Raw genomic sequence first — 26302 nt, forward strand, 5'->3', positions numbered from 1 at the left:
CATGAGTACGATTGAAACGGCAAAAGTGCCGCAGGTAGCACAACAATCCAGCCTGCTTCTGGATGTTAAAGACCTTCGCGTTACCTTTGGCACTCCCGATGGCGATGTTACTGCGGTCAACGATCTCAACTTTAATCTACGGGCAGGGGAAACCTTAGGCATCGTGGGTGAGTCCGGTTCCGGTAAGTCGCAAACCGCTTTTGCGCTGATGGGCCTGCTGGCGGCAAATGGTCGCATTGGCGGTTCAGCGACCTTTAACGGTAAGCAGATCCTGAACCTTCCGGAACGTGAGCTGAATAAGCTACGCGCCGAGCAGATCTCAATGATTTTTCAGGACCCGATGACGTCGCTCAATCCGTATATGCGGGTAGGCGAACAGCTGATGGAAGTCCTGATGCTGCATAAAGCGATGAGCAAAGCCGAAGCGTTTGAAGAGTCGGTTAAAATGCTGGATGCGGTCAAAATGCCGGAAGCGCGTAAACGGATGAAAATGTATCCACACGAGTTTTCCGGCGGGATGCGCCAGCGCGTCATGATAGCGATGGCACTGCTGTGTCGGCCTAAGCTGTTGATTGCCGATGAGCCGACAACGGCGCTGGATGTGACCGTGCAGGCACAAATTATGACGTTGCTGAATGAACTCAAGCGCGAGTTCAATACCGCGATCATTATGATTACCCACGATCTCGGCGTAGTGGCGGGGATCTGCGATAAGGTGCTGGTGATGTATGCTGGCCGCACCATGGAATATGGTCAGGCGCGCGACGTCTTTTATCATCCGTCGCACCCTTATTCAATTGGTCTACTGAATGCGGTTCCGCGTCTGGATGCCGAAGGTGACGCCTTGTTGACCATTCCGGGCAACCCGCCGAACCTGCTGCGTTTGCCGAAGGGCTGTCCGTTCCAGCCGCGTTGCCCGCATGCAATGGAGATTTGTAATAGCGCTCCGCCTCTTGAGGAGTTTGCGCCAGGCCGCCTGCGTGCCTGCTTTCAACCGGTGGGGGATTTGCTATGAACGCCGTAACGGAACAAAGAAAAGTCCTGCTCGAAATTGCCGACCTGAAAGTGCACTTTGATATTAAAGACGGTAAACAGTGGTTCTGGCAGCCGTCAAAAACGCTCAAGGCGGTAGATGGCGTAACTTTGCGCCTGTACGAAGGTGAAACGCTGGGCGTGGTCGGGGAGTCAGGTTGTGGAAAATCAACCTTTGCGCGAGCCATTATTGGCCTGGTGAAAGCGACGGACGGTAAGGTTGCCTGGCTTGGCAAAGATCTGCTGGGAATGAAACCTGATGAGTGGCGCGATGTGCGTAGCGATATTCAGATGATCTTCCAGGATCCGCTGGCGTCGCTGAACCCGCGAATGACAATCGGGGAAATCATTGCCGAGCCGCTGCGTACTTATCATCCGAAAATGCCGCGTCAGGAAGTTCGCGACCGGGTTAAAGCGATGATGATGAAAGTGGGGCTGCTGCCAAACCTGATTAACCGCTATCCGCACGAATTCTCCGGTGGTCAGTGCCAACGTATCGGCATTGCGCGCGCGCTGATCCTTGAGCCTAAGTTAATTATCTGTGATGAGCCGGTTTCGGCACTGGACGTGTCAATTCAGGCGCAGGTGGTGAATCTTCTTCAGCAGTTGCAGCGTGAAATGGGTCTTTCGCTGATATTCATCGCTCACGATCTGGCGGTAGTCAAGCATATTTCTGACCGCGTGCTGGTGATGTATCTGGGGCATGCCGTGGAGTTGGGCACTTACGATGAGGTGTACCATAATCCGCTGCATCCTTATACCAAAGCGCTGATGTCGGCGGTGCCGGTTCCTGATCCTGATTTGGAAAGAAACAAGACTATCCAACTGCTGGAAGGGGAATTACCGTCGCCGATTAACCCGCCCTCGGGCTGCGTATTTCGTACGCGCTGTCCGCTTGCCGGGCCGGAATGCGCGAAAACGCGACCGGTGCTGGAAGGCAGTTTTCGACATGCAGTTTCCTGCTTGAAGGTAGACCCGTTATAATCTCTGGGGCTGACGCAGGTCAGCCCTTTTTTTGTGAGGTTAACGTGGCTGTCAATATTCATGCCGCACGTTTGCGGCTGTACCATTTACTTTTCGATCAAAACCGACGCACTGGTCGCCATTTTGAAGGCCTTTGCGGCGTTTTTGCGCTGCTCAGCGTGCTGGTGATTTTTATTGAGTCCGGATTGGGTACGCAATATCACCTGACTTTAGACGAATGGCATATTTTCGTCTGGCTCGAGTTTTTTGTGACGGCTGTTTTTACACTCGAATATTTTCTGCGTATCGTCAGTTGGCCCAACCCAATAAAGTATATTTTCAGCTTTTGGGGAATTATCGATCTGGCGACGATCTTGCCGCTCTACGTTATGTGGCTGTGGCCTGAAATCAGCATTGAATATGTGTTTGCCTGGCGGGCGATGCGCGCTATCCGCGCGTTGCGTATTCTGAAACTGCTGCGATTTATGCCGTCGCTGAATATTTTCTGGGCCGCTATCGTTAGCGCTCGCCATCAATTGATTCTTTTTTATTCGTTCATCGCCATCGTGATGGTTATTTTTGGTTCGCTGATGTATCTGATTGAAGGGCCAAAATATGGCTTTACCACGCTGAATGCGTCGGTCTACTGGGCGATTGTGACGATAACGACGGTGGGGTATGGCGATATCACCCCGCATACGCCGATGGGGCGCATTCTGGCCTCAATACTTATCTTAATCGGTTACTCTATTATTGCGATTCCAACCGGTTTGATTACCACTCATATGACTACCGAATTTCAGAACCGCCGTACTCAGCGCGTGTGTCCGAAATGTCGGCACAATACGCATGATAAAAATGCCCGTTATTGCAATGCCTGCGGCAGTGAGTTGCCTGATTAAATAAAAAAAACCTGCCGCGCTGAAACGGGCAGGTTTTTTCTATAATTGCTACGCGTTTGAGATGATGCTTATTCACGCCACAGAATATGGCAAATCTTGTGGTCTTTTTCGCGAGATAGCAGCACGCGGGCAAAGATATCGTTAATATCACCGCCATCGGCATCTGCCAGGCCAATCACCACTTCGGCAAAGAAATCCGGGTTGAGGTCAAAATCGACGTGCTCTTCCCAATCAGGAGCCGGGTCAAACAGCTCGGCACCGCCGCGTTCTTCAAATTGTAGGTTGAACAGAATGACATCCGCCGGGTCGAGGTTGTCGACAGCCAGTTCCAGGAAGATATCGTAGGCTTGTTCAAGCGTTTCGTCTTCGGTCAGGCGATTGTTTAAATCCATATCCATGATTGCTACCCATTAAACATCTGATTGGCACGTTTTACAGCAACGGACTGAAGAAGTAAAACAGTCGCTCGGCGATTCGTTGCCACAGCGGACGTTTTAACCACAACCGGGCGTCCAGCAGGCGCGAGCGGGAGATATAGTCGTCCTGAACTGCCGCCAGATCGCTACCAAATCCGGCATCGTCAATCACCAGCGTAATTTCGAAGTTAAGCCACAGGCTGCGCATGTCGAGATTCACGGTACCGACCAGACTGAGTTCGCCGTCAACTAATACGCTTTTGGTATGCAGCAGACCGCCTTCAAATTGGTAAATCTTCACCCCTGCCGCCAGCAGTTCACTAAAGAAAGCGCGGCTGGCCCAGCCGACCAGCAGCGAATCGTTCTTGCGTGGCAAAATGATGCTGACATCGACACCGCGTTGGGCGGCAGTGCAGATAGCATGCAGCAGATCGTCACTGGGCACAAAGTAGGGAGTGGTCATGATCAAATGCTCTTTGGCTGCATAGGCGGCGGTCAACAGAGCCTGATGAATCAAGTCCTCCGGGAAACCCGGGCCGGAAGCGATGGTATGAATTGTATGCCCACTGGCCTCTTCGAACGGCATGATATTGACGTCTGGCGGCGGTGGTAAAATCCGTTTTCCGGTCTCAATCTCCCAGTCGCAGGAATAGACGATGCCCATGGCTGTTGCCACCGGGCCTTCCATTCTCGCCATCAGGTCAATCCATTGACCCACGCCGGAGTCTTGTTTAAAGAAACGAGGGTCAACCAGATTCATACTGCCGGTATAAGCAATATAGTTATCGATCATGACCATTTTGCGATGTTGACGCAGGTCCATACGACGCAGAAAGACGCGCATAAGGTTTACCTTCAGCGCTTCGACAACCTCAATTCCCGCATTGCGCATCATGGCGGCCCACGGGCTGCGGAAAAAAGCCACGCTACCCGCGGAGTCGAGCATTAAACGGCAGTGTACGCCGCGTCGAGCCGCTGCCATTAACGATTCCGCGACTTTATCGGCCATACCACCGGGCTGCCAGATATAGAACACCATCTCAATATTGTGACGAGCAAGCTGAATGTCGCGGATAAGCGCCTGCATAACGTCATCTGATTCGGTGAGTAGCTGAAGCTGGTTGCCTTTAACGCCAGCGATGCCCTGGCGGCGCTCGCAGAGTTGGAATAACGATTCGGCGACCGGGCTATTATCATCGGCAAAGATATGTTTGCAGGCTTTGAGATCTTTTAACCATTTGGCCGTCGAAGGCCACATTGCGCGAGCGCGTTCAGCGCGGCGTTTACCCAGATGCAACTCGCCAAACGAGAGATAGGCAATGATTCCCACAAGCGGAAGGATGTAGATGATCAGCAACCACGCCATCGCTGACGGAACTGCACGTCTTTTCATTAGTATGCGTAATGTTACACCAGCGATCAGCAGCCAGTAACCGAGTATGACCAGCCAGTTAACCACTGTGTAAAAGGTTGTCATAGATGAAAAATCCTTTTGAATGACTTTATGTCATGAGTTTACGCATCAACATCAATCTGGCAAATAAAAACGCAGCGAAAGCGTTGGTCACCCAGATTCATCGGTCTATAATGCTGGCTGTTTTCACTTGTAGAGTAGTAGCAATGAAGCGTAGTAGAACGGAAGTAGGGCGCTGGCGCATGCTAAGACAGGTGAGTCGCCGTAAAACACGCTGGCTGGAAGGCCAATCGCGTCGTAATATGCGCATCCTCTCGATCAGAAAAGAGCTGGTGAAACGGCAACGTCATTCCCTGCTGTTCACTTTCTCTGAGTTTTGAGAGTCGAAACAAAAGGCACCGCTCGCGGTGCCTCTGTTTTTGGTTAGGGTCTTGTTTCAGAATACCTTTTTGAAAGGCTTAACGGACACTTTCTGATAAACCCCGGCAGCGATATACGGGTCATCATTGGCCCATGATTGCGCCGCTTCCAGTGATTCAAATTCTGCAATAACCGTTGAACCGGTAAAGCCAGCCACGCCAGGTTCATTACTGTCTACAGCAGGCATTGGGCCAGCGGTCAGCAAACGACCTTCATCATGTAATAGTTGTAAACGCGCCAGGTGCGCGGGACGTACCGACGATCGTTTTTCCAGAGAGTCGGCGATATCTTCAGCGTAGATAACGTAAAGCACGGCATGGCTCCTTATTAATAAATTGGCGAATCACGTTAAGTGAAACCGTCGTTGACTGCAATGCAAAGATGCGCACGACCCATAGATTGCCATGCTCTGGCGCCTTTTTGTCAGAAAAGGGGGCAAATTTTGATGCAAGATAACAACCCTAGTTGAATATGATTGCTATTTGCATTTAAAATCGGGGCATCATTTTTCAACAGAAACGACTATGAGCGCAATGACCCTTGATTTACCTCGCCGCTTTCCGTGGCCTACGCTACTGTCCGTGGTTATCCACGGAGGTGTTGTAACGGCGTTGCTATATACTTCGGTACATCAGGTTATTGAACGACCTTCGCCTTCGCAGCCTATCGAAATTACAATGGTGGCCCCGGCCGATCTGGAACCGCCTCAGGCGGCGCAGCCGGTCGTTGAACCCGTAGTTGAGCCAGAGCCTGAACCGGAAGTGGTGCCTGAACCGCCAAAAGAGGCACCGGTTGTGATCCATAAACCCAAGCCGAAGCCAAAACCAAAACCGAAGCCGGAAAAAAAAGTTGAGCAGCCAAAGCGTGATGTGAAACCAGCGGAAACGCGCCCTGCATCGCCGTTTGAAAACTCAAATACGGCACCAGCGCGCACGGCACCAAGTACATCGACCGCGACCGCTAAACCAACCGTTACGGCCCCGACCGGTCCACGAGCGTTAAGCCGCGGAGAACCGACCTATCCAGCTCGTGCCCAGGCGCTGCGCATTGAGGGTGATGTTCGCGTTAAATTTGATGTTACGCCGGACGGTCGCGTGGATAACGTGCAGATCCTCTCCGCTCAGCCAGCTAATATGTTTGAGCGTGAAGTGAAGAGCGCTTTACGTAAATGGCGCTATGAAGCAGGTAAACCGGGTACTGGCATCACCATGACCATTCAGTTCCGTCTGAAAGGCGTGAAGATTAGCTAAGAGTGAGGCCCCTTAAGGGGCCTTTTCCATTAATACGTCATCAAGCGCTTTCTGCGCCGTGACCAAATGTTGTCCACCAAACAGAATCGCCCGGTTCAGCAATGTATATAGCTGGTAGATGGGTTGACGTTCGAGAAAGCCGGACGGCAGCGGTGAAACGGATTGATAGCCGTCGTAAATTTGCGGTGGTTGTTCAAGATGTAACGGCAGCATAGCCAGATCACACTCTCTGTCGCCCCAATAGCAGGCCGGGTCGAAAATATAAGGTCCATTCGGCCCTAGCGCACAATTACCAGACCATAAATCACCGTGAAGTAATGATGGCTGTGGCTGATGATTGCTCAGCCGCTGTTGTACAGTGTCGACGAGAGTATCAATATCTCCAAAATGCAGACCTTTTTCGGCGGCTAACTCCAACTGCCAGCCAATGCGCTGCTCAGCAAAGAAAGTAGACCAGCGTCGCTGCCACGCGTTTGGCTGTGGGGTGGTAGAAAGATCGTTATCAAAATCGAGACCAAACTGCGGCTGATCGCTCCATTGATGTAAATGCGCGATTTGTTGACCTAACAGGAAAGCATTATGCGCATCCAGTGGCCGGGGAGGGAGATATTCCATCACCAGGAAACTGTAATCCCGGTCGCTGCCGACAGCAAAAACCTGCGGTACGCTAACGGTTTTACTTCGTGACAGCAGCTCAAGCTGATCTGCTTCGGCGGTGAAGATGGGCAAAAGCTCCCGTTCATCACATTTTACGAAGTAATCTCGCCCACCAAAGCGTAAATGCCAGGCTGCATGGATTTCTCCACCAGGTAGTTCGTTTCGCAGTTCGATTTCAGCTGCTTCAGTGTGCCAATCGCTTAACAAATTGCTGATAGCTTGCCACATGCTGTCTCTCCCCTATGTTTTCCACCATTTCATAAGGTTAGCGCATAACCCCGGTGTAAAATTCGAACTGACGCACAACTGACGGTTTCTACTGCGCTAATCGCACTTATTGAGCTTTCAACCACTGATCAAATGTGGTGACGGTTATTTCGATGGGTCTTCCCAGCGCAGTTTCGGCTAAACCGGCGCTTAAAGCTTTGACCTCTTCTGCGTTCTGCGGTGAAAGCAGGCCAAAAGTATTGGTCCCAAGTTCGTGTGGAGCGCCTTCATCATCGTTCAGAACAAGGGTAAATCCGGCTCGGGTGAGGTGATTACTCAGTTCGTTAATTTCAGTTAACGTCTGTTCGTGAAAGCGTGCTGTGATGATCCAGGCAATAATTTCGCTACTCATTTTTCACCCTATTGTTATTCATGAAATTTTTAGCATAGACCATCATGATAATTTGGCGACTCCCTTTGGAGACTCAGAGGGAGTGCAGGCGTTTACTGACCGCGCAAATAGTCGTAGATTTTTTGCGTATTCTCCAGCGAGCAAAGACGAGTTCCCTGGTTAATCGTTGCGGCGCTACCTGCAGCAACGCCAAAACGCACCATATCTTCAAGAGTGGCATCTTCCGCCAGTTGCAGGGTCATTGCGCCGACCATACTGTCTCCGGCGCCGACGGTGCTCTGGCTTTTCATCGGTGGCGGTACGACCTGCACGCTGCCGCTGGCATCTACGCCTAACGCACCCTGAGGCCCCAAAGAGACCACAACGCGAAGAGCCTTGCCGGTGCGAATTAACTCCTGGGCCGCCTTACGTACATCATCTGGTTGGTTGAGATCGCGTTGAACGAGGGCACTCAATTCTTTCTGGTTCGGCTTAACCAATTCAATGTTGCCAACATCGAGTGCGGCGGCGAGGGCTTCGCCAGAGCTATCGATAATACAGCGCAGCCCATGTTTTTGAGCGTTTTTGACCAGCTTTGTCAGGTTTTCGACGCTGATGCCAGGTGGCAGACTGCCGCTGATAACCAGTAGGGACCCGGGTGAGATGGCGCGAACTTTTTCTTCCAGGTGATGAAACTCTTCCTGGGTTAACGCGGCTCCTGGCATGACGAAACGATACTGTTCACCGCTGGTATTCACATGCACATGAAGATTTTGTCGCGTCCAGTCATGCGTTTCTACTGTCTCTACCGGAACATGTTCATCGGTCAGCAGGGCGGTGAGATGTTCCCCCGTCGCGCCGCCGACGGGGAATATTGCGGTAGCGCTGCCGCCAAGAAAAGTAATGGCCCGCGCAACATTTATCCCGCCGCCGCCAGGTTCGAAAACGGGAGCGCTACAGCGTAGTTTGCCTTCCGGGTAGATTTGCGGGGTCTGCGTTGCGCTGTCGAGCGAAGGGGCTAATGTGAGCGTATAGATTTTGGTCATCCAATTTCCTCCATAATACGAGTTTAGCTGCTCTGTTTTTAAGCATGGCACTTAAAGGAGGGTAGGGAAAGTAACGAGTGACGTTTGCACCAGCATCTCTTTTTATCTTTATGAAATAAAAATTGTTTTGAGAAGCCTCTTATACAAAAAATGAAATAGTAATTGATTGCTAAGTTAATCGTGCTTTTTTATAATTTAGCCCCTTTCCAGGAGCGGCAATCAGCGATCCTCGCGAAAGCTCCCGGGACCATCCAGGTCTCCTTTTATGTTGTACGGACTTTAAATTAAATGAAGCTTTTGAAGACAGTACCCGCAGCGGCAATGCTGGCGGGGGGGCTCTTTGCATCTACATGCGCAATGGCCGATGATTCCGTTTTTACTGTCATGGATGACCCTTCCACTGCCAAAAAACCTTTCGAAGGTACTGTTAACGCTGGTTATCTGGCGCAGTCCGGCAATACGAAAAGTTCCTCGATGACTGCGGACTCTACTTTGACCTGGTATGGTAATACTACAGCGTGGTCACTTTGGGGGAATGCCAGCAACACATCGTCAAACGATCAACGCTCTTCGGAAAAGTACGCGGTAGGCGGGCGTAGTCGTTATAACCTGACCGATCAGAATTATATTTTTGGCCAGGCGAGCTGGTTGACGGATCGTTATAACGGTTATCAGCAGCGTGATGTGCTCACCGCGGGTTATGGTCGGCAAATCCTCAATGGCCCGGTACACAGCCTGCGTTTTGAATTTGGTCCTGGTGTACGTTATGACGAGTATACCGATGGTGACAACGACACTCAGCCGCTGGGCTATGCTTCTGGTACCTATGCGTGGCAGATGACCGATACCACCAAATTTACACAGGGTGTTTCAGTTTTCGGCTCTGAAGATACGACGCTCAACACGGAAAGCGCGTTAAATGTTGCTATCAATGCACATTTTGCTCTTAAAGTAGCCTATAACCTGACCTGGAACTCTGAACCGCCGTCCTCAGCGCCAGCGCACACCGATAGACGTACTACTCTGTCGCTCGGTTATAAAATGTAATATTTCAGGCCGGGTATTCCGGCCTGATTGTTTTTAAATTTAGCAATAAGTGACATTATTATTTTTGGCCTTTTGTTTTATTTTTTATAAAAAGAAATTGCCTTCATAATTTCCTCATAATTGTCTTTTTGTTGACAAATATGCAGTTAATTTGACACGAAAAGATAAATATTTAGTCGGACAAGAATGTGATCTGGATCTATACTGTTTGGCACTGACGGAGATAATGCCTCCGTTCAATTAGCTGAAACAAATAAGAGAATCACTATCATGAAAAATAACAAAATCGCAATCGCGGCTGTGATGCTGTGCACGCTATCTTTTGGCGCATTTGCTGCTAACACGGCTCCACAGCCAGCCAACAACGACCATACTCAGGTTGGCATTGCTAAAGCGACTGACGTTGAAGCAGGCTCCAATATTGCTCCAGGTTCCCAATCAACGGGTCAGTCAATGAATGATGCCTTTGATGTGCACAAGCTTGTTGCCGGTGAGTGGTCCTGATATTTCATCTAACACATCATTTATATTTCATTATTTCGTAAAGCAGCAAACCGGGTAATGATGTACCGGTTTTGCTTTCCGCATTTTTTGTTAAACATCCATTCGTTGTGTTAAATTCTCATTATCACACTTGGTTTTTATCATACCGATACCGTTTCTTTTTTCGCATATCATCAAATCAAATAGCGTGCGTTTTTTTGGGCTGCCACCTCTTGTTTTCCCATCAACAATAACCATTTAGTCTCATGCGACTTTAATCACACAGTAATGATGTGTAAACTAACAGTCGGTGTTATCAACAGGCGACTGCGGGTGGGTACGATTCGGTAAACGGTCGTGCGCATATTTCGCAGAGTGAAGCGGGAACCGGGTCTGAACTTGTTGATAATTATGATTATATTGTTTTGTATGTGCTCTTTCGTGTGGGGCACCACTGCAAATAAGGACATGAAATGCCTGTAATTACGCTTCCTGATGGCAGCCAACGCCATTTTGATCATGCTGTGAGTCCGATGGATGTTGCTCTGGATATCGGTCCGGGTCTGGCGAAAGCCACTATAGCTGGTCGTGTAAACGGCGAGCTGGTTGATGCTTGTGACCCAATCGAAAACGATGCAACTCTGTCTATTATCACCGCGAAAGATGAAGATGGTATTGAGATTATTCGTCACTCCTGTGCGCACCTTTTAGGACACGCAATTAAACAGCTGTGGCCAAATACCAAAATGGCGATCGGCCCGGTTGTCGACAATGGTTTCTACTATGATGTCGATCTGGACCATACCCTAACCCAGGAAGATATCGACGCGCTCGAAAAACGTATGCACGAGCTCGCTGAGAAAAACTACGACGTCATCAAGAAGAAAGTCAGCTGGCATGAAGCGCGTGAAACCTTCGTGAAGCGTGGCGAAAACTACAAAGTTTCGATTCTTGATGAAAACATTGCTCATGATGATAAGCCCGGCTTATACCATCACGAAGAATATGTCGACATGTGTCGTGGCCCGCACGTGCCGAACATGCGTTTCTGCCATCACTTCAAGCTGATGAAGACTGCTGGTGCCTACTGGCGTGGTGATAGCAACAATAAGATGTTGCAACGTATCTACGGAACCGCATGGGCAGATAAAAAGGCGCTGAATGCTTATCTGCAGCGTTTGGAAGAAGCCGCCAAGCGTGATCACCGTAAAATTGGTAAGCAGCTCGACCTGTATCATATGCAGGAAGAAGCACCGGGTATGGTGTTCTGGCACAACGACGGCTGGACTATCTTCCGTGAACTGGAAACTTTCGTGCGTTCCAAGCTGAAGGAGTACCAGTATCAGGAAGTTAAAGGTCCGTTCATGATGGACCGTGTGCTGTGGGAAAAAACCGGCCACTGGGACAACTACAAAGATGCGATGTTCACAACTTCTTCTGAGAACCGTGAATATTGCATTAAGCCGATGAACTGCCCGGGCCATGTGCAGATCTTCAACCAAGGGCTGAAGTCTTACCGCGATCTGCCGCTGCGTATGGCAGAATTCGGTAGTTGTCACCGTAACGAACCGTCAGGCGCGCTGCATGGCTTAATGCGCGTACGCGGCTTTACTCAGGATGACGCCCATATCTTCTGTACCGAAGATCAGGTGCGTGATGAAGTCAATGCGTGCATTCGTTTAGTCTATGATATGTATAGCACCTTTGGCTTTGAGAAAATTGTCGTCAAACTTTCAACCCGTCCGGAAAAGCGTATCGGCAGCGATGAAACGTGGGATCGCGCGGAAGCGGATCTGGCCGTTGCGCTGGAAGAGAATAACATCCCGTTTGAGTATCAACTGGGTGAAGGGGCGTTCTACGGCCCGAAAATTGAATTTACCCTTTATGACTGCCTCGATCGTGCATGGCAGTGCGGTACTATACAGTTAGACTTCTCCCTGCCGGCTCGTCTGAGCGCCTCCTATGTAGGCGAAAGCAACGAACGTCAGGTACCTGTGATGATTCACCGCGCAATTCTGGGGTCGCTGGAGCGCTTTATTGGCATCCTGACCGAAGAGTTCGCTGGTTTCTTCCCAACCTGGATTGCACCTGTGCAGGTTGTGGTGATGAATATCACCGATTCTCAGGCTGAATATGTCAACGAATTGACTCGTAAACTACAAAATGCGGGCATTCGCGTAAAAGCAGACTTGAGAAATGAGAAGATTGGCTTTAAAATCCGCGAGCACACTTTACGTCGTGTCCCTTACATGTTGGTCTGTGGCGACAAAGAGGTAGAAGCAGGCAAAGTTGCCGTGCGTACCCGTCGTGGCAAAGACTTGGGCAGCCTGGACGTAAATGAAGTTATCGAGAAGCTGCAACAAGAGATTCGCAGCCGCAGTCTAAAACAACTGGAGGAATAAGGTATTAAAGGCGGAAAACGAGTTCAAACGGCACGTCCGAATCGTATCAATGGCGAGATTCGCGCCCTGGAAGTTCGCTTAACAGGTCTGGAAGGCGAAGCTTTGGGTATTGTGAGTCTGAGAGAAGCTATCGAAAAAGCTGAAGAAGCTGGAGTAGATTTAGTTGAAATCAGCCCTAACGCCGAACCGCCAGTTTGTCGTATTATGGACTACGGCAAGTTCCTTTATGAAAAGAGTAAGTCTTCTAAGGAACAGAAGAAAAAACAAAAAGTTATCCAGGTTAAGGAAATTAAATTCCGACCTGGTACCGATGATGGCGACTACCAGGTAAAACTCCGCAGCCTGGTTCGCTTTCTGGAAGAGGGTGATAAAGCTAAGATCACGCTGCGTTTCCGCGGTCGTGAGATGGCTCACCAGCAGATCGGTATGGAAGTGCTTACGCGCGTCCGTGACGATCTGAGTGAACTGGCAGTAGTCGAATCCTTCCCAACGAAGATCGAAGGCCGCCAGATGATCATGGTGCTCGCTCCTAAGAAGAAACAGTAAGGCCTTCAAGTAGCAATGCCAGTGGAGCCCACGGGTTCCGCAGGTGTTGTTCGCCTACGTTTCGTTTATTAACAATGCGAAGTGGAAGTTATTAAAATGCCAAAAATTAAGACCGTACGCGGTGCTGCTAAGCGCTTCAAAAAAACCGGTAAAGGTGGTTTTAAGCACAAGCACGCTAACCTGCGTCACATTCTGACCAAAAAAGCTACCAAGCGTAAACGTCACCTGCGTCCGAAAGCCATGGTTTCCAAAGGCGATCTGGGCCTGGTAATCGCGTGCCTGCCGTACGCATAAGTCGTTAACCCTTTTACTTTTTAATTAGAATAGATACAGGAGAGCACATATGGCTCGCGTAAAACGTGGTGTAGTTGCCCGTGCACGTCACAAGAAAATTTTGAAACAAGCTAAAGGCTACTACGGTGCGCGTTCTCGCGTATACCGCGTTGCCTTCCAGGCTGTTATCAAAGCTGGTCAGTACGCTTATCGTGACCGTCGTCAGAAAAAGCGTCAGTTCCGTCAACTGTGGATTGCGCGTATCAACGCAGCAGCACGTCAGAACGGTATTTCTTACAGCAAATTCATCAACGGCCTGAAAAAAGCCTCTGTTGAAATCGACCGTAAGATCCTGGCTGACATCGCAGTATTCGACAAATTAGCGTTCACCGCTCTGGTCGAAAAAGCGAAAGCAGCTCTGGCATAAGCCAGTTGAAAGAGGGAGCTTGTCTCCCTCTTTTCGTTGTGCACAGAAAACCTCCAGCTAGGCTGGAGGTTCTGTAAAGCTTTCAGCTTTGAGCCAGTTATAAAAACCCCTTTTGATTTGTTAAAACAGTTTGCGGTCTGGCAACTGCAAACGTTCAACAAGAAATCAAAAGGGGGTCCCAATGAGGGACGAAAAGAGCTTAGCGCACACGCGATGGAACTGTAAATATCACATAGTTTTTGCGCCGAAGTACCGAAGAAAGGTGTTCTACGGGGAAAAGCGCAAAGCGATAGGCAGTATCTTAAGAAAGCTGTGCGAATGGAAAAACGTGAATATTTTGGAAGCAGAATGCTGTGTGGATCACATCCATATGCTTTTGGAAATCCCGCCCAAAATGAGTGTGTCGGGCTTTATGGGATACCTGAAGGGAAAGAGCAGCCTGATGCTTTATGAGCAGTTTGGCGATTTGAAGTTCAAATACCGTAACAGGGAATTCTGGTGCCGAGGGTATTACGTTGATACGGTTGGGAAAAATACAGCCAGGATACAAGAATACATAAAGCACCAGTTGGAAGAGGATAAAATGGGTGAGCAACTCTCGATCCCCTATCCGGGCAGCCCGTTTACGGGCCGTAAGTAATCCATAAATGCAAATGTCAGATCGCGATGCGCCTGTTAGGGCGCGGCTGGCAACAGAGCCTTATAGGCGCATATGAAAAACCTCCGGCTATGCCGGAGGATATTTATTTCAACACTATCAATACATTGACTTTTATTGTCGTAAGCTTTTCAATACAGGTCTTCCGTTTCGTACCAGACAAGGTAATGCAAGCATGAATGCTGCTATTTTCCGCTTCTTTTTTTACTTTAGCACCTGAACTCAGGAGGCTAGCGCGTGAAAGAAGAAACGGAAAACAGCGCCAGAAAGCCTCCCACTGTGGAGGCTTTTTTCGTATATGAACTGGCTCATTCTATTTCAAGCTGCAGATAGGTGAATTAACTCGTGCGATCCAGCTGGAGCAATCTGCGGTAGATACGGATTTACCCACTACCTGCCACTCGAAATAGTGAGAGCAAAATAATAACCATAACCGGTGTCTGCACCGACATAATGAGGAAAACCATGTCACATCTCGCAGAGCTGGTTGCCAGTGCGAAGGCAGCCATTAACGAGGCATCAGATGTTGCTGCGCTGGACAACGTCCGCGTGGAATATTTGGGTAAGAAAGGGCAATTGACCCTTCAGATGACGACCCTGCGTGAGCTGCCTGCTGAAGAGCGCCCGGCAGCCGGTGCGGTTATCAACGAAGCCAAAGAGCAGGTCCAGCAGGCGCTTAACGCGCGTAAAGCTGACCTCGAAGGCGCTGCGCTTAACGCGCGTCTGGCCGCGGAGACAATTGATGTCTCTCTGCCGGGGCGTCGTATCGAGAACGGTGGTCTGCACCCGGTTACCCGTACCATCGACCGTATTGAAAGTTTCTTCGGTGAGCTCGGCTTTACCGTCGCGACCGGCCCGGAAATCGAAGATGACTACCATAACTTCGATGCGCTGAATATTCCTGGCCACCATCCGGCGCGCGCTGACCATGACACTTTCTGGTTTGATGCCACGCGCCTCCTGCGCACTCAAACTTCAGGCGTGCAGATTCGCACCATGGCGAATCAGCAGCCGCCAATCCGCATCATTGCGCCGGGGCGCGTATATCGTAACGACTACGATCAGACTCACACCCCAATGTTCCACCAGATGGAAGGCCTGATTGTTGACACTAACATCAGCTTCACCAACCTGAAGGGAACGCTCCACGATTTCCTGCGTAACTTCTTTGAAGAAGATTTGCAGATTCGTTTTCGTCCGTCCTACTTCCCGTTCACAGAGCCTTCTGCTGAAGTTGACGTCATGGGGAAAAATGGCAAATGGTTGGAAGTGCTCGGCTGCGGCATGGTGCACCCGAACGTACTGCGCAACGTTGGCATTGATCCGGAAATCTATTCCGGCTTTGCCTTCGGTATGGGTATGGAGCGTCTGACTATGCTGCGCTACGGCGTAACCGACTTACGCGCATTCTTCGAAAACGATCTGCGTTTCCTCAAACAGTTTAAATAAGGGCAGGACAGAACAATGAAATTCAGTGAACTGTGGTTACGCGAGTGGGTTAACCCGGCCGTCGACAGCGAAGCGCTGTCGGACCAGATAACCATGGCAGGCCTCGAAGTTGACGGTGTTGAGCCGGTCGCGGGAAGCTTCAACGGCGTTGTCGTGGGTGAAGTGGTTGAATGCGCTCAGCACCCTAATGCTGACAAACTGCGCGTAACGAAAATCAACGTTGGCGGCGAACGTCTGCTGGACATCGTCTGCGGCGCGCCGAACTGTCGTCAGGGTCTGAAGGTTGCGGTTGCAACCATCGGTGCCGTACTGCCGGGTGATTTTAAAATTAAAGCGGCGAAACTGCGCGGCGAGCCTTCTGAAGGTATGCTGTGTTCTTTCTCCGAGCTGGGTATTTCCGACGATCATAGCGGCATTATCGAATTGCCTGCTGATGCGCCGCTGGGTACCGACATCCGTGAATATCTGAAGCTGGACGATAACACCATTGAAATCAGCGTCACGCCGAACCGTGCCGACTGCCTGGGTATTATTGGTGTTGCTCGCGATGTGGCCGTGCTCAACAAAGCTCCGCTGAATGCTCCGGAAATCACTCCGGTTGCGGCGACTGTTGATGATGTTTTGCCCATTCAGGTTGATGCGCCGGATGCATGCCCGCGCTATCTGGGCCGCGTAGTGAAAGGCATCAATGTTAAAGCACCGACTCCGCTGTGGATGAAGGAAAAGCTGCGCCGCTGCGGTATTCGCTCTATCGATGCTGTGGTTGACGTGACCAACTATGTGCTGCTTGAACTGGGTCAGCCGATGCACGCTTTCGACAAAGACCGCATTGAAGGCGGGATTGTCGTGCGTATGGCGCATGAGGGTGAAACTCTGGTGTTGCTGGATGGCTCAGAAGCTAAGCTGGATACCGATACTCTGGTTATTGCTGACCATCAGAAAGCGCTGGCAATGGGCGGCATTTTCGGTGGTGAACACTCTGGCGTGAATGACGAAACGCAAAATGTTTTGCTGGAGTGTGCCTTCTTCAGCCCGCTCTCTATTACCGGTCGCGCGCGTCGCCATGGCCTGCATACCGATGCATCTCACCGCTATGAGCGTGGCGTGGATTCTGCGCTGCAGTATAAGGCAATAGAACGTGCGACCCGCCTGCTGATGGATATCTGCGGTGGTGACGCGGGTCCGATCATTGATGTTACCAATGAAGCGACGCTGCCGAAACCTGCCACTATTATGCTTCGTCGCAGCAAACTGGATCGTCTGATTGGCCATCACGTTGATGATGCGCAGGTGAGCGATATTCTGCGTCGTCTGGGCTGCGAAGTGACCGAAGGTCAGGACGAGTGGAAAGCTGTTGCACCGAGCTGGCGTTTCGACATGGAGATCGAAGAGGACCTGGTCGAGGAGGTCGCTCGCGTTTATGGCTATAACAATATTCCTGATGAGCCGGTCCAGGCAGGCCTGATCATGGGCACGCACCGCGAGGCGGATCTGTCGCTTAAGCGCGTGAAAATGTTGCTCAATGACAAGGGCTACCAGGAAGTCATTACCTATAGCTTCGTCGACCCAAAAGTGCAGCAATTGATTCACGCTGGTGAAGAGGCGCTGATTCTGCCGAGCCCGATCTCCAGTGAAATGTCGGCGATGCGCCTGTCATTGTGGACTGGCCTTCTGAGTACGGTGGTGTACAACCAAAACCGTCAACAGAGCCGTGTACGCATCTTTGAGAGCGGTTTACGTTTTGTACCTGATACTCAGGCTCCGTTGGGGATTCGTCAGGACGTAATGCTGGCAGGTGTTATTTGCGGCAACCGCTATGAAGAGCACTGGAACCAGGCAAAAGAAAGCGTCGACTTCTATGATTTAAAAGGCGACCTTGAGTCAGTTCTTGACCTGACCGGTAAATTATCCGACATCGAATTCCGTATCGAAGCCAATACTGCGCTTCATCCGGGGCAGTCCGCAGCGATTTATCTGAAAGGTGAACGTATTGGTTTCATTGGGGTTGTTCACCCGGAGCTGGAACGTAAACTGGATCTGAACGGTCGCACTTTGGTCTTCGAACTGGAGTGGAACAAGCTCGCAGACCGCGTGGTGCCTCAGGCGCGCGAAATTTCTCGCTTCCCGGCTAACCGTCGTGATATCGCTGTTGTTGTTGCGGAAAACGTACCAGCAGCCGATGTTTTAGCCGAATGTAAGAAAGTTGGCGTAAATCAGGTAGTTGGCGTAAACTTATTTGACGTGTACCGCGGTAAAGGCGTGTCGGAAGGCTTTAAGAGCCTTGCGATTAGTCTAATCCTTCAGGATACCAGCCGTACACTCGAAGAAGAGGAGATTGCCGCTACCGTCGCCAAATGTGTAGAGGCATTGAAAGAGCGATTCCAGGCATCATTGAGGGATTGAACCTATGGCGCTTACAAAAGCTGAAATGTCAGAATATCTGTTTGATAAGCTTGGGCTTAGCAAGCGGGATGCCAAAGAGCTGGTAGAGTTGTTTTTCGAAGAGGTTCGCCGTGCTCTGGAAAACGGAGAGCAGGTAAAACTCTCCGGGTTTGGCAACTTCGATTTGCGTGATAAGAACCAACGCCCGGGCCGTAACCCGAAAACGGGTGAAGATATTCCTATTACAGCCCGGCGAGTGGTGACTTTCAGACCCGGTCAGAAACTTAAAAGCCGTGTCGAAAATGCGTCACCCAGAGACAAATAATCTGAACTAACTAAAAAGGCCGCTATGCGGCCTTTTTTCTTGCTGGTGCGAGAGTGAGCCATCGTGTGGTAGGCGTAGTGATGATGTTATTCCTGAACATCAATGATGACTTTCATTGTCGTTTCACGGTTGCTGTCAATGTATTGATAAGCTTCCCCGTAATCTCTAAAAGCAAATTTTTTGGATATCAATGGGTTTAGTTTTACTTTACCTTCGTTAACCAGACGAATAGCTTCTACATAATCCTCATTCCGGTACATCATTGATGTATTCAGGTCCAGTTCATGGTCATTCAGAATTGCCAAATCGACCTGTGCGGGGCCAGAAAACACCGCAACAAGAATGATTGTACTACCTTTCCTGGCGTGTTTTATTGCCTGTCCTATGGTGATATTGGTGCCTGCACACTCGTAGATGACATCGGCCTTGTCTGGCCCAAATATCTGCAGCATCGATTCACCAAAGTCGTTGTTTTTGGTGTTAACGACGTCAACAATTCCGCATTCTTTGGCTTTTTCAAGCCGTAGGTCGCTAATGTCGGTGAGCATAACGGCTGCTGCGCCCATGCCAAACGCCGTCTGTGCAACCAGATTACCAATAGGACCGGCTCCAATAACTGCAATCTTTTTACCGCGTATATCTCCAGCCTGCCGGATGGCATGGACCGCCACAGCCAGCGGTTCAATCATGGCACCTTCTTCGTAACTCATCTCCTCTGGCAGCAGCGTGACTTTCCCCGCGTCTACGACAAAGTACTCAGAGGCGGTTCCGGTTGACTGAAATCCCATCACTTTAAGTTCTTCACAGAGGTTATATTTCCCGTGTCGGCATGGATAGCATTCACCGCAAACGATTTGTGGCTGAATCGTGACTTTTGCGCCAACCTCAAACCCGGATACACCTTCGCCCAGCGCCATAATTTGTGCAGAGACTTCATGTCCTTGAGTCACCGGATATGTCGTGAAAGGGTGCTGTCCGTGATAAACGTGAATATCTGAGCCACAGATACCAATATTCATAACTTTAACAAGGAGTTGTCCTTTTTGGGCTTTTGGCATGGCGATCTTTCTAAATTCAATATGTTTAGGCTTAGTCATGACTTGCTGTAGCATAGATTATCCTTAATTTAATTGATGTTTCAAATATGAATAATGCCCACTAATTTTTGCAGGCGAAGATAAAGAATTTCATAGCGCTCAATTATTTATCGCTAACAAGCCAAACATTCTCAATACACATTGCTATATACATCGCGATAAAACTACTTTACTCTTCAATATAATTTTTAACCCATACGTTGCTTGATAATGTAGTTTTTAGCGGGGTTTATATAATTTTTATGCTCACCATGTGGAATACAGATCACTTTTTTGAAAAAATAGACACCACGCTAGGCGTGGATTACATGCTTCGTGCGCGAGAGGGGGTACCGGACGAAGGGGTGTATATACAACCCCATATGCATCTTGAACATGAGGTTATGTGGTTCCACAAAGCTCAGGGTAGTTACAGCCTTGGTAATGAAAAATTTGCCATTAAAAATAATACGTTAGTTTACGTTAGTCCACTGATGCTGCATGATATGGAACTGAATTTTACTGCCGATCATGAGCGTTTTTTATTACAGTACGATAATGCCATACTAAGTAAATTAAAGTATCCTTTCCCAATGATAGGATCGCAGGTTGGCGTTGTGATACAGCTTAATGAGCGGGAAGCTGAACGATTACAGTTTATTTTTAAATGGTTTGCTGAGATACACGAAGCGCCTCATTCAGTTCAAGACGTCAACCCGGTGATGATTCTGCTATTAAATACAGTGCTTAGCCACGCTTCTCATGCAGAGCTTGTGTCGGCAGAAACTGAAAATGGCACATCTTTCGAAAATATTATCAATTTTATCATCGAAATGGAGACCAAAACGTCCTTCAACATTACATTGGACGAAGCATCGGCGTCCGTTGGTCTGTCGCCTAGCCATTTCTCAAGAACGTTCAAAAAGATTATGCAGGTTAGTTTTAAAGAGTATCTGGTAAGGAAGAAAATTGCTATGTCTGCCAGTCTCTTAACAAATACTGAGTTAAATATTACGGAGATAGCATATCAATGTGAATTTACGGATAGCGCTTACTATTGCTTCCAGTTTAAGAAAATTGTTGGTGTGACGCCCAAGAGATTCAGGATTAACAGTCGAACTTCGAGGCAACTATCAACAAACTATGATGCACTAAGCTGAATGAGCGGCACTACTTTCACATTAATGATTTAGGTATTGTGGTGAGGTGAAAGAATGATGCAAATGGGTACAAGGTGATCGGGTTAGGATAAAAACCGTCAATGATACAGAGTAAGTTATCGGTCTGAATTATGAGCTATGGCTTATGGGTTATTTTCTTCTAAGTGTGATCGATGTTTCTCAGCATGCGCAAAAAAATTATATAAAGCCACTTAAAAAATATATTTTTCAAATTCATCTAAGTCTATTTTTATTACGAGAATAATTGCTTGTTATTACAATGTTTCTAATGTCTCGCGTGAATAAAGGTGTCTCTATGAATAAAATAGGATTTAAAGAAAAAGTCGGCTATGGATTGGGTGATGGAGCATCGAATATCATCTGGCAAACTATCATGTTGTTTATGGCCTATTTCTATACAGATGTATATGGACTGAGCGCGTTTCATATGGGAACGATGTTTCTCCTTGTTCGGGTTTTCGATGCGTTTGCTGATGTTTATGTCGGCTATTTAGCTGACCATACGCGAACGAAATTCGGTCAGTTCAGGCCGTACCTGCTGTGGTTTTCATTGCCTTTCGGAATTTTTGGCGCCTTGACATTTTACACGCCGGATCTTGGTGAGATCGGTAAAATTATTTATGCCTATATATCATATACCATATTGTCTCTTTTTTATTCGCTAGTGAATATCCCTTACTGCGCGATGATTAATAACATCTCCAATGATGCGAAAGAACGTGTGTCTATGCAGTCGTATCGATTCGCCTTTGCGGCCCTTGGCGGGATTATCGTCTCCTCCGTTGCGTTATCACTGACCAAGGTGCTGGGTGATGGTAATCTGCAGAAAGGCTACTTTTATGGCATGGTACTCATGGGCGGTTTGAGCACTATTCTGTTCCTCCTGTGCTTTGCTATGACGAAGGAGCGCTACATTAAGGAAGTTGATCAAAACCAGAAATTTAGCGGAATTTATAAAGAATTGAATATTCTGATTAAAGACGTGAACTGGCGTTGTATCTTTAGCCTTAACGTCGTTAACCTAATTGCCGCAATTCTTAAAACCGGTGGCGCAATATATTTTGTGAATTACTATTTACTGCGTCCGGACTTGGTCAGTATTGTGTTATCAACAATCTTAGGCGTAAAATTTATTGGCTCCATGTTTACCTCCATTCTGTATGGTAAATTTGAACGGCTAGCGGCCTACAAGGTAACAATCATAATGCAGGCCTTTATTATGGCTATGCTTTTCTTTATCCCCGCTAATTATGTCATCGTGGCCTGCGTAATGATCGCTGCGGTTCACTTTCTTGATGCCAGCGCTTCGCCTTTACAGTGGAGTTTGTTAAGCGACATTATTTATAATCTGGAAAAGAAAGCGGGTAAATCCCTTAGCGGCCTGGTCTTTTCTACCAATATTTTTGCCATCAAAATTGGCATTGCTGTTGGAGGCGCGATCATTGGCTGGTTGTTGACATTGGGTGGTTATGTTGGCAATGCACCGGTCCAAACGGATTCAGCCATCCTGGTCGTGCGTCTGCTTTTTACCATTATTCCCGCGGTAATGGTTCTAAGCTTAATGCTGATTCTGAAAAAATACCGCAATACCGATGCTAATAACAATACTGTGGCAATGCCTTCTACAGAAAATGAACAAGTCAGTCATTAACTGGTTTACAAGAAATATTACAAGGAGTTATGCATGACCGTTATTACTAATCCCATTATCCCCGGGTTTAATCCAGATCCTTCAATTATTAGAGTCGGTGAGGCATATTATATTGCCACCTCAACATTTGAATGGTTCCCTGGTGTTTGTATTTATAAATCCTATGACCTTAAAAACTGGAAGTTGGTCTCATATCCATTGAATCGAAAATCGCAGCTGGATATGCTTGGTAACCCGGATTCCGGTGGTGTGTATGCTCCTTGCCTGAGCCATCATAATGGACGCTTTTATCTAATATTCACCGACGTGAAAAATGTAGCCGGGCGTTTCTGGGATCCAAATAACTATATTGTGACTACGGAAAATATTGAGGGGGAGTGGTCTGAACCTCATTCACTCCACAGCCGCGGAATCGATCCATCTCTCTTCCATCACAGCGACGGTACAAAATGGCTGGTGAGCATGGAGATGAGCCATATGGACGGTGGTAGGCCCAATTTTCCAAAGTGGAATGGAATTATCATTCAGCAGTATGACGCAGAGGAACACCGGCTTGTTGGCGAATGCCGGAAAATATACTCGGGTACGACGTTGGGCATCACAGAAGGGCCGCATATCTACGAAGCTAACGGTTGGTTTTACCTACTGACGGCGGAAGGCGGCACATTCTATGATCACGGTGTTACCCTGGCGCGTTCACGTGATCTTTTTGGGCCATATGAAACTGATCCAATGGGTCAGATGATGACTTCGCGTTACGATTGCCGCCTGCCTCTACAGCGAGTGGGGCACGCGGATCTTTTTGAAAACAGCATCGGTGAATGGTTTATTGTGCATCTTTGTGGAAGACCTCTACCGTCAAAAGGGCGTAGCCCGATGGGGCGGGAAACGGCTATTCAGCGAGTCTACTGGAATGATGAAGGTTGGTTAAGACTGGCGAACGGCAAGACGACGCCGGAAATTGAGGTACAGACAAACCTCAATGAACGCGCATGGGACGAGCAACCTGCAAGGGATGATTTTGATTTACCTGAGATTCCTTTGCATTATCAGTCGTTACGAATTCCGCTGAATGAAGATATGTGTACGCTCAAAGAGAGAAAAGGCTGGCTCAGGTTACGCGGACGCGAGTCGTTGAGTTCACACCATTATCAGAGCTTGTTAGCGAGACGACAGACTGACTATATGTTCACCGCCCAGACCTGCGTCGACTTTAATCCACGCTCATTTCACCAGATGGCGGGCTTAGTTTGTTTTTACGACACCACTAACTTTATCTATTTGAATATATCCTGTAATGACAATGGAGAAAGAACCGTTAATCTGATGGTTAACGACCTCAATAACTTCAGTATGTTAACTGGTGATGGAATTAAAATTGCCCGAGAAGGCTATGTTTATCTTAAGGTTTGCGTAAAAGGCGATGCGGCCTGGTTTTACTATTCGCTGGATGAAAAAACGTGGATCCCGGTGGGGGATTACGTGGAGTACAGCAAGCTCTCCGATGAGTATTTTAAAGAGAGGATGATCGAGCGTTTTACCGGCGCATTTATTGGAATGTGTTGTCAGGATTTTACCGGAGAGAAAATTTGCGCTGATTTTGACTATTTTTCCTGTACCTCGCTTAGCGATTAATAACCTGAATAGTTTATCCAGCTGAGACTGCAGTAGATGCAGCCAGCTGGATTTTTCACTGAAACTAATTTCGGCTTTAGGGCCGTTTCTCTTTTCTCTGATGAATGTCCACCGTAAAATCAACCACATCTCTCTCCTGTGTTACGGAACCTATGCTGACCTTTGCTCAAATTCAACAGCGCCGCAGTCGGCGTTGGCTTATCGCATTAACCTTGCTGCTGCTGGTGACGTCGTCCGTTAGCCTATGTGCTGGCGATCAATGGATCGGCCCCGCCGAATGGTTCAGCGCCAAAGGTGAGTTGTTTATCTGGCAAATTCGCCTGCCGCGAACCCTTGCCGTCCTGCTGGTAGGGGCTGCGCTGGCGCTTTCGGGAGCAATAATGCAGGCGCTATTTGAAAACCCGCTAGCGGAGCCGGGGCTGCTGGGCGTATCCAACGGGGCAGGGGTTGGCCTGATTGCCGCCGTGCTGCTGGGTAAAGGCTTACTTCCAGGTTGGGTGCTAGGACTATGCGCGATTCTTGGCGCACTAGTCATCACTTTTATTTTGCTGCGCTTCGCCAGGCGGCACTTGTCCACCAGCCGGTTGCTGTTGGCGGGTGTCGCGCTAGGAATCATCTGTAGTGCACTGATGACCTGGGCTGTCTATTTTTCTACCTCTTTCGATCTTCGTCAGTTGATGTACTGGATGATGGGGGGATTTGGCGGCGTTGACTGGCAGCAGTTGTGGCTAATGCTGGCGCTGTTGCCGGTGTTGGGCTGGGTGTGTTTGCAATCGCAGCCGCTCAATCTGCTGGCGCTGGGCGAAGTGTCCGCGCGACAGTTGGGCTTACCGCTGTGGCTATGGCGCAAAGTGTTGGTGGTGGCTACTGGCTGGCTGGTGGGAGTTAGCGTGGCGCTGGCCGGGGCGATTGGTTTTATTGGCCTGGTCATTCCGCACATTCTGCGTTTATGCGGTTTAAGCGATCATCGTGTTTTGCTTCCGGCCTGTATGTTAGCCGGAGCCAGCGCATTACTGGGGGCGGATATTGTCGCACGTCTGGCGCTGTCGGCGGCGGAACTGCCCATCGGCGTGGTCACCGCGACGCTGGGTGCGCCGGTGTTTATCTGGTTATTGTTAAAATCAGGCCGCCCGTAGTAGGGCAATACAGGCGCTGTATTGCCACAGCGCCTGCAATAAGTCGAGAATATTACCAGCCTTTAATGGCATCGCCCTTGTAGACTTCCGCTGCCTTATCTGCGACTTCTTTGGTCTGGAAGGCTTCTTTCAGCTCCTGAACCTTTTTGCTGTCTTTATTATCTTCGCGCGAAACAATGGCGTTGACGTACGGAGAGTCCGGGCCTTCCATAAACAAACCATCGCGGGCGGCGGATAAACCAGCCTGCGCAGAGAAGTTAGTATTAATAATCGACAGCGCAACGTTCGGGTCGTCCAGCGTACGGGTTAGTTGCGGCGTATCAACCTCGACAATTTTCAGCTGTTTTGGATTATCGATAATATCCAGAGCCGTTGGCAGGTAACCGACACCGTCTTTCAGCTTGATTAAGCCTTGCGCCTGGAGCAGCAGCAGGCTGCGGCCCAGAGTGGTGGTCTCATTCGAAATAGATACCGTTGCGCCGTTCGGAAGTTCGTTGATATTCTTGATTTTCTTTGAGTAAGCGGCAATCGGGAAGACAAAAGTTTTACCGACAATCGCAAACTTGTAGCCGCGCTCTTTTGACTGCGCCTCCAGATAAGGCAGCGTCTGGAAAGCGTTAGCATCGACATCTTTATTGTTTAAGGCTTCGTTAGGCAGGACGTAATCATTAAACGAGATAACCTCAACATCAAGGTTGTATTTGTCTTTTGCGACTTGTTCAACCACTTTCCAGATAGCCTCATCCGGACCGGTGTTAATCGCCACTTTAACTTTATTATCTTCATCTGGCGAACAGGCCGAGAGTAGCGCCACGGAGGCGGCAATTAACGCCGTGCTAAACATCTTTTTCATCAATAAAACTCTCTCAAATTAACAATTAACGAAATACTATTACATCCATTTATCACTGTACACTGAATTGCTCTGTCTGC

General features: G+C 48.9%; 29 protein-coding genes and 1 other annotated feature. Of the genes, 20 read left to right on the forward strand and 9 right to left on the reverse strand.

From position 1 onward, the window contains the following. Window position 1 precedes the first annotated feature (1 nt). Genes HV213_RS12280 through HV213_RS12290 form a run of 3 tightly spaced genes read left to right on the forward strand, consistent with a single transcriptional unit; the run spans window position 2 to window position 2897 of the window. Window positions 2-1015 (forward strand): ABC transporter ATP-binding protein, encoded by a 1014-nt coding sequence (locus HV213_RS12280; RefSeq protein ID WP_181485881.1) that lies wholly within the window; start codon window positions 2-4, stop codon window positions 1013-1015. Further along, window positions 1012-2016 carry a murein tripeptide/oligopeptide ABC transporter ATP-binding protein OppF gene (gene oppF, locus HV213_RS12285; protein WP_110275586.1) on the forward strand — a complete coding sequence of 335 codons (1005 nt, stop codon included), beginning with the start codon at window positions 1012-1014 and terminating at the stop codon, window positions 2014-2016. The genes HV213_RS12280 and oppF overlap by 4 nt, the downstream gene beginning before the upstream one ends. A 44-nt stretch (window positions 2017-2060) precedes the next feature. After that, the gene (locus HV213_RS12290) at window positions 2061-2897 is read left to right on the forward strand and encodes an ion transporter (RefSeq protein ID WP_181485882.1); all 837 of its coding nucleotides are present in this window, start codon (window positions 2061-2063) and stop codon (window positions 2895-2897) included. A 68-nt stretch (window positions 2898-2965) separates the two neighbouring features. Here HV213_RS12290 and HV213_RS12295 read toward each other — a convergent pair whose 3' ends face one another. Then, complete coding sequence (locus tag HV213_RS12295; protein WP_181485883.1) at window positions 2966-3295, reverse strand: HI1450 family dsDNA-mimic protein; 330 nt, start codon at window positions 3293-3295, stop codon at window positions 2966-2968. Window positions 3296-3329: 34 nt separating this feature from the next. Next, the gene (cls, locus tag HV213_RS12300) at window positions 3330-4790 is read right to left on the reverse strand and encodes a cardiolipin synthase (protein ID WP_181485884.1); all 1461 of its coding nucleotides are present in this window, start codon (window positions 4788-4790) and stop codon (window positions 3330-3332) included. Between the two features lie 143 nt (window positions 4791-4933). Between cls and HV213_RS12305 the strand changes: the two genes are divergently transcribed. Then, window positions 4934-5107, forward strand: a complete 174-nt coding sequence (locus tag HV213_RS12305; protein ID WP_130624366.1) for a YciY family protein — start codon at window positions 4934-4936, stop codon at window positions 5105-5107. Window positions 5108-5163: 56 nt separating this feature from the next. On the opposite strand, the gene HV213_RS12310 is transcribed toward HV213_RS12305, so the two are convergent. Next, window positions 5164-5460, reverse strand: coding sequence for a YciI family protein (locus tag HV213_RS12310; RefSeq protein WP_110275659.1), 297 nt, complete (start codon window positions 5458-5460; stop codon window positions 5164-5166). 211 nt (window positions 5461-5671) lie between these two features. On the opposite strand from HV213_RS12310, the gene tonB reads away from it, so the two are divergent. Further along, window positions 5672-6397, forward strand: coding sequence for a TonB system transport protein TonB (tonB, locus tag HV213_RS12315; protein WP_197975060.1), 726 nt, complete (start codon window positions 5672-5674; stop codon window positions 6395-6397). Between the two features lie 12 nt (window positions 6398-6409). Here the strand turns inward: tonB and HV213_RS12320 are convergent, their stop codons facing one another. From HV213_RS12320 to pfkB, 3 genes are all read right to left on the reverse strand, one after another. Beyond that, complete coding sequence (locus tag HV213_RS12320) at window positions 6410-7282, reverse strand: fructosamine kinase family protein (protein ID WP_112213403.1); 873 nt, start codon at window positions 7280-7282, stop codon at window positions 6410-6412. Between the two features lie 106 nt (window positions 7283-7388). Then, window positions 7389-7673 carry a type V toxin-antitoxin system endoribonuclease antitoxin GhoS gene (ghoS, locus tag HV213_RS12325; protein ID WP_181485886.1) on the reverse strand — a complete coding sequence of 95 codons (285 nt, stop codon included), beginning with the start codon at window positions 7671-7673 and terminating at the stop codon, window positions 7389-7391. Window positions 7674-7765: 92 nt separating this feature from the next. Next, window positions 7766-8698: a 6-phosphofructokinase II gene (gene pfkB, locus HV213_RS12330; RefSeq protein WP_181485887.1), complete on the reverse strand. Its 933-nt coding sequence runs from the start codon at window positions 8696-8698 to the stop codon at window positions 7766-7768. 288 nt (window positions 8699-8986) lie between these two features. Here pfkB and HV213_RS12335 point away from each other — a divergent pair, with 288 nt between their 5' ends. Together HV213_RS12335 and HV213_RS12340 are read left to right on the forward strand one after the other, a co-directional pair. Continuing rightward, window positions 8987-9745, forward strand: a complete 759-nt coding sequence (locus HV213_RS12335; RefSeq protein ID WP_110275668.1) for a DUF481 domain-containing protein — start codon at window positions 8987-8989, stop codon at window positions 9743-9745. A gap of 270 nt (window positions 9746-10015) precedes the next feature. Continuing rightward, the gene (locus tag HV213_RS12340; protein ID WP_112213406.1) at window positions 10016-10249 is read left to right on the forward strand and encodes a hypothetical protein; all 234 of its coding nucleotides are present in this window, start codon (window positions 10016-10018) and stop codon (window positions 10247-10249) included. Between the two features lie 90 nt (window positions 10250-10339). Here HV213_RS12340 and HV213_RS12345 read toward each other — a convergent pair whose 3' ends face one another. Next, window positions 10340-10486, reverse strand: a complete 147-nt coding sequence (locus tag HV213_RS12345) for a hypothetical protein (protein WP_181485888.1) — start codon at window positions 10484-10486, stop codon at window positions 10340-10342. A gap of 215 nt (window positions 10487-10701) precedes the next feature. Between HV213_RS12345 and thrS the strand changes: the two genes are divergently transcribed. The 9 genes from thrS (at window position 10702) to ihfA (ending at window position 18690) form a co-directional block, all read left to right on the forward strand. Next, on the forward strand, window positions 10702-12630 hold the full coding sequence (gene thrS / locus HV213_RS12350; protein ID WP_181485889.1) for a threonine--tRNA ligase: 1929 nt from the start codon (window positions 10702-10704) through the stop codon (window positions 12628-12630). A gap of 3 nt (window positions 12631-12633) precedes the next feature. Further along, window positions 12634-13176, forward strand: coding sequence for a translation initiation factor IF-3 (infC, locus tag HV213_RS12355; RefSeq protein ID WP_071830666.1), 543 nt, complete (start codon window positions 12634-12636; stop codon window positions 13174-13176). A gap of 96 nt (window positions 13177-13272) precedes the next feature. Then, complete coding sequence (gene rpmI, locus HV213_RS12360; protein ID WP_001124225.1) at window positions 13273-13470, forward strand: 50S ribosomal protein L35; 198 nt, start codon at window positions 13273-13275, stop codon at window positions 13468-13470. 49 nt (window positions 13471-13519) lie between these two features. Beyond that, the gene (rplT, locus tag HV213_RS12365) at window positions 13520-13876 is read left to right on the forward strand and encodes a 50S ribosomal protein L20 (protein ID WP_004102963.1); all 357 of its coding nucleotides are present in this window, start codon (window positions 13520-13522) and stop codon (window positions 13874-13876) included. Between the two features lie 181 nt (window positions 13877-14057). Next, entirely contained in the window at window positions 14058-14516 is a 459-nt protein-coding gene (gene tnpA / locus HV213_RS12370) for an IS200/IS605-like element IS1541B family transposase (protein WP_141132629.1), read from the forward strand. A gap of 188 nt (window positions 14517-14704) precedes the next feature. Continuing rightward, window positions 14705-14830: a sequence feature (Phe leader region), on the forward strand. Continuing rightward, window positions 14710-14754 carry a pheST operon leader peptide PheM gene (gene pheM, locus HV213_RS12375; protein WP_001386830.1) on the forward strand — a complete coding sequence of 15 codons (45 nt, stop codon included), beginning with the start codon at window positions 14710-14712 and terminating at the stop codon, window positions 14752-14754. (Overlaps the previous feature by 45 nt.) Before the next feature lie 169 nt (window positions 14831-14999). After that, a complete protein-coding gene (gene pheS / locus HV213_RS12380; protein WP_181485890.1) occupies window positions 15000-15983 on the forward strand; it encodes a phenylalanine--tRNA ligase subunit alpha in 984 nt (327 codons plus the stop codon). A gap of 15 nt (window positions 15984-15998) precedes the next feature. Continuing rightward, on the forward strand, window positions 15999-18386 hold the full coding sequence (gene pheT / locus HV213_RS12385) for a phenylalanine--tRNA ligase subunit beta (protein ID WP_181485891.1): 2388 nt from the start codon (window positions 15999-16001) through the stop codon (window positions 18384-18386). Window positions 18387-18390: 4 nt separating this feature from the next. Then, window positions 18391-18690: an integration host factor subunit alpha gene (gene ihfA / locus HV213_RS12390; protein WP_004102960.1), complete on the forward strand. Its 300-nt coding sequence runs from the start codon at window positions 18391-18393 to the stop codon at window positions 18688-18690. Window positions 18691-18776: 86 nt separating this feature from the next. Here ihfA and HV213_RS12395 read toward each other — a convergent pair whose 3' ends face one another. Then, window positions 18777-19802 (reverse strand): zinc-dependent alcohol dehydrogenase, encoded by a 1026-nt coding sequence (locus HV213_RS12395; RefSeq protein WP_181485892.1) that lies wholly within the window; start codon window positions 19800-19802, stop codon window positions 18777-18779. A 227-nt stretch (window positions 19803-20029) separates the two neighbouring features. Between HV213_RS12395 and HV213_RS12400 the strand changes: the two genes are divergently transcribed. The 4 genes from HV213_RS12400 (at window position 20030) to btuC (ending at window position 25369) form a co-directional block, all read left to right on the forward strand. Further along, window positions 20030-20926, forward strand: a complete 897-nt coding sequence (locus HV213_RS12400; protein ID WP_228288606.1) for a helix-turn-helix transcriptional regulator — start codon at window positions 20030-20032, stop codon at window positions 20924-20926. 316 nt (window positions 20927-21242) lie between these two features. Further along, a complete protein-coding gene (locus HV213_RS12405) occupies window positions 21243-22598 on the forward strand; it encodes a glycoside-pentoside-hexuronide (GPH):cation symporter (protein WP_181485893.1) in 1356 nt (451 codons plus the stop codon). A 33-nt stretch (window positions 22599-22631) separates the two neighbouring features. After that, complete coding sequence (locus HV213_RS12410) at window positions 22632-24233, forward strand: glycoside hydrolase family 43 protein (RefSeq protein WP_181485894.1); 1602 nt, start codon at window positions 22632-22634, stop codon at window positions 24231-24233. Between the two features lie 152 nt (window positions 24234-24385). Next, the gene (gene btuC, locus HV213_RS12415; protein WP_181485895.1) at window positions 24386-25369 is read left to right on the forward strand and encodes a vitamin B12 ABC transporter permease BtuC; all 984 of its coding nucleotides are present in this window, start codon (window positions 24386-24388) and stop codon (window positions 25367-25369) included. Between the two features lie 52 nt (window positions 25370-25421). Here the strand turns inward: btuC and HV213_RS12420 are convergent, their stop codons facing one another. Further along, window positions 25422-26222, reverse strand: coding sequence for a MetQ/NlpA family ABC transporter substrate-binding protein (locus HV213_RS12420; RefSeq protein ID WP_181485896.1), 801 nt, complete (start codon window positions 26220-26222; stop codon window positions 25422-25424). Between the last annotated feature and the right edge of the window lie 80 nt (window positions 26223-26302).

Source organism: Klebsiella sp. RHBSTW-00484 (assembly GCF_013705725.1).
Classification (GTDB): Bacteria; Pseudomonadota; Gammaproteobacteria; order Enterobacterales; family Enterobacteriaceae; genus Klebsiella.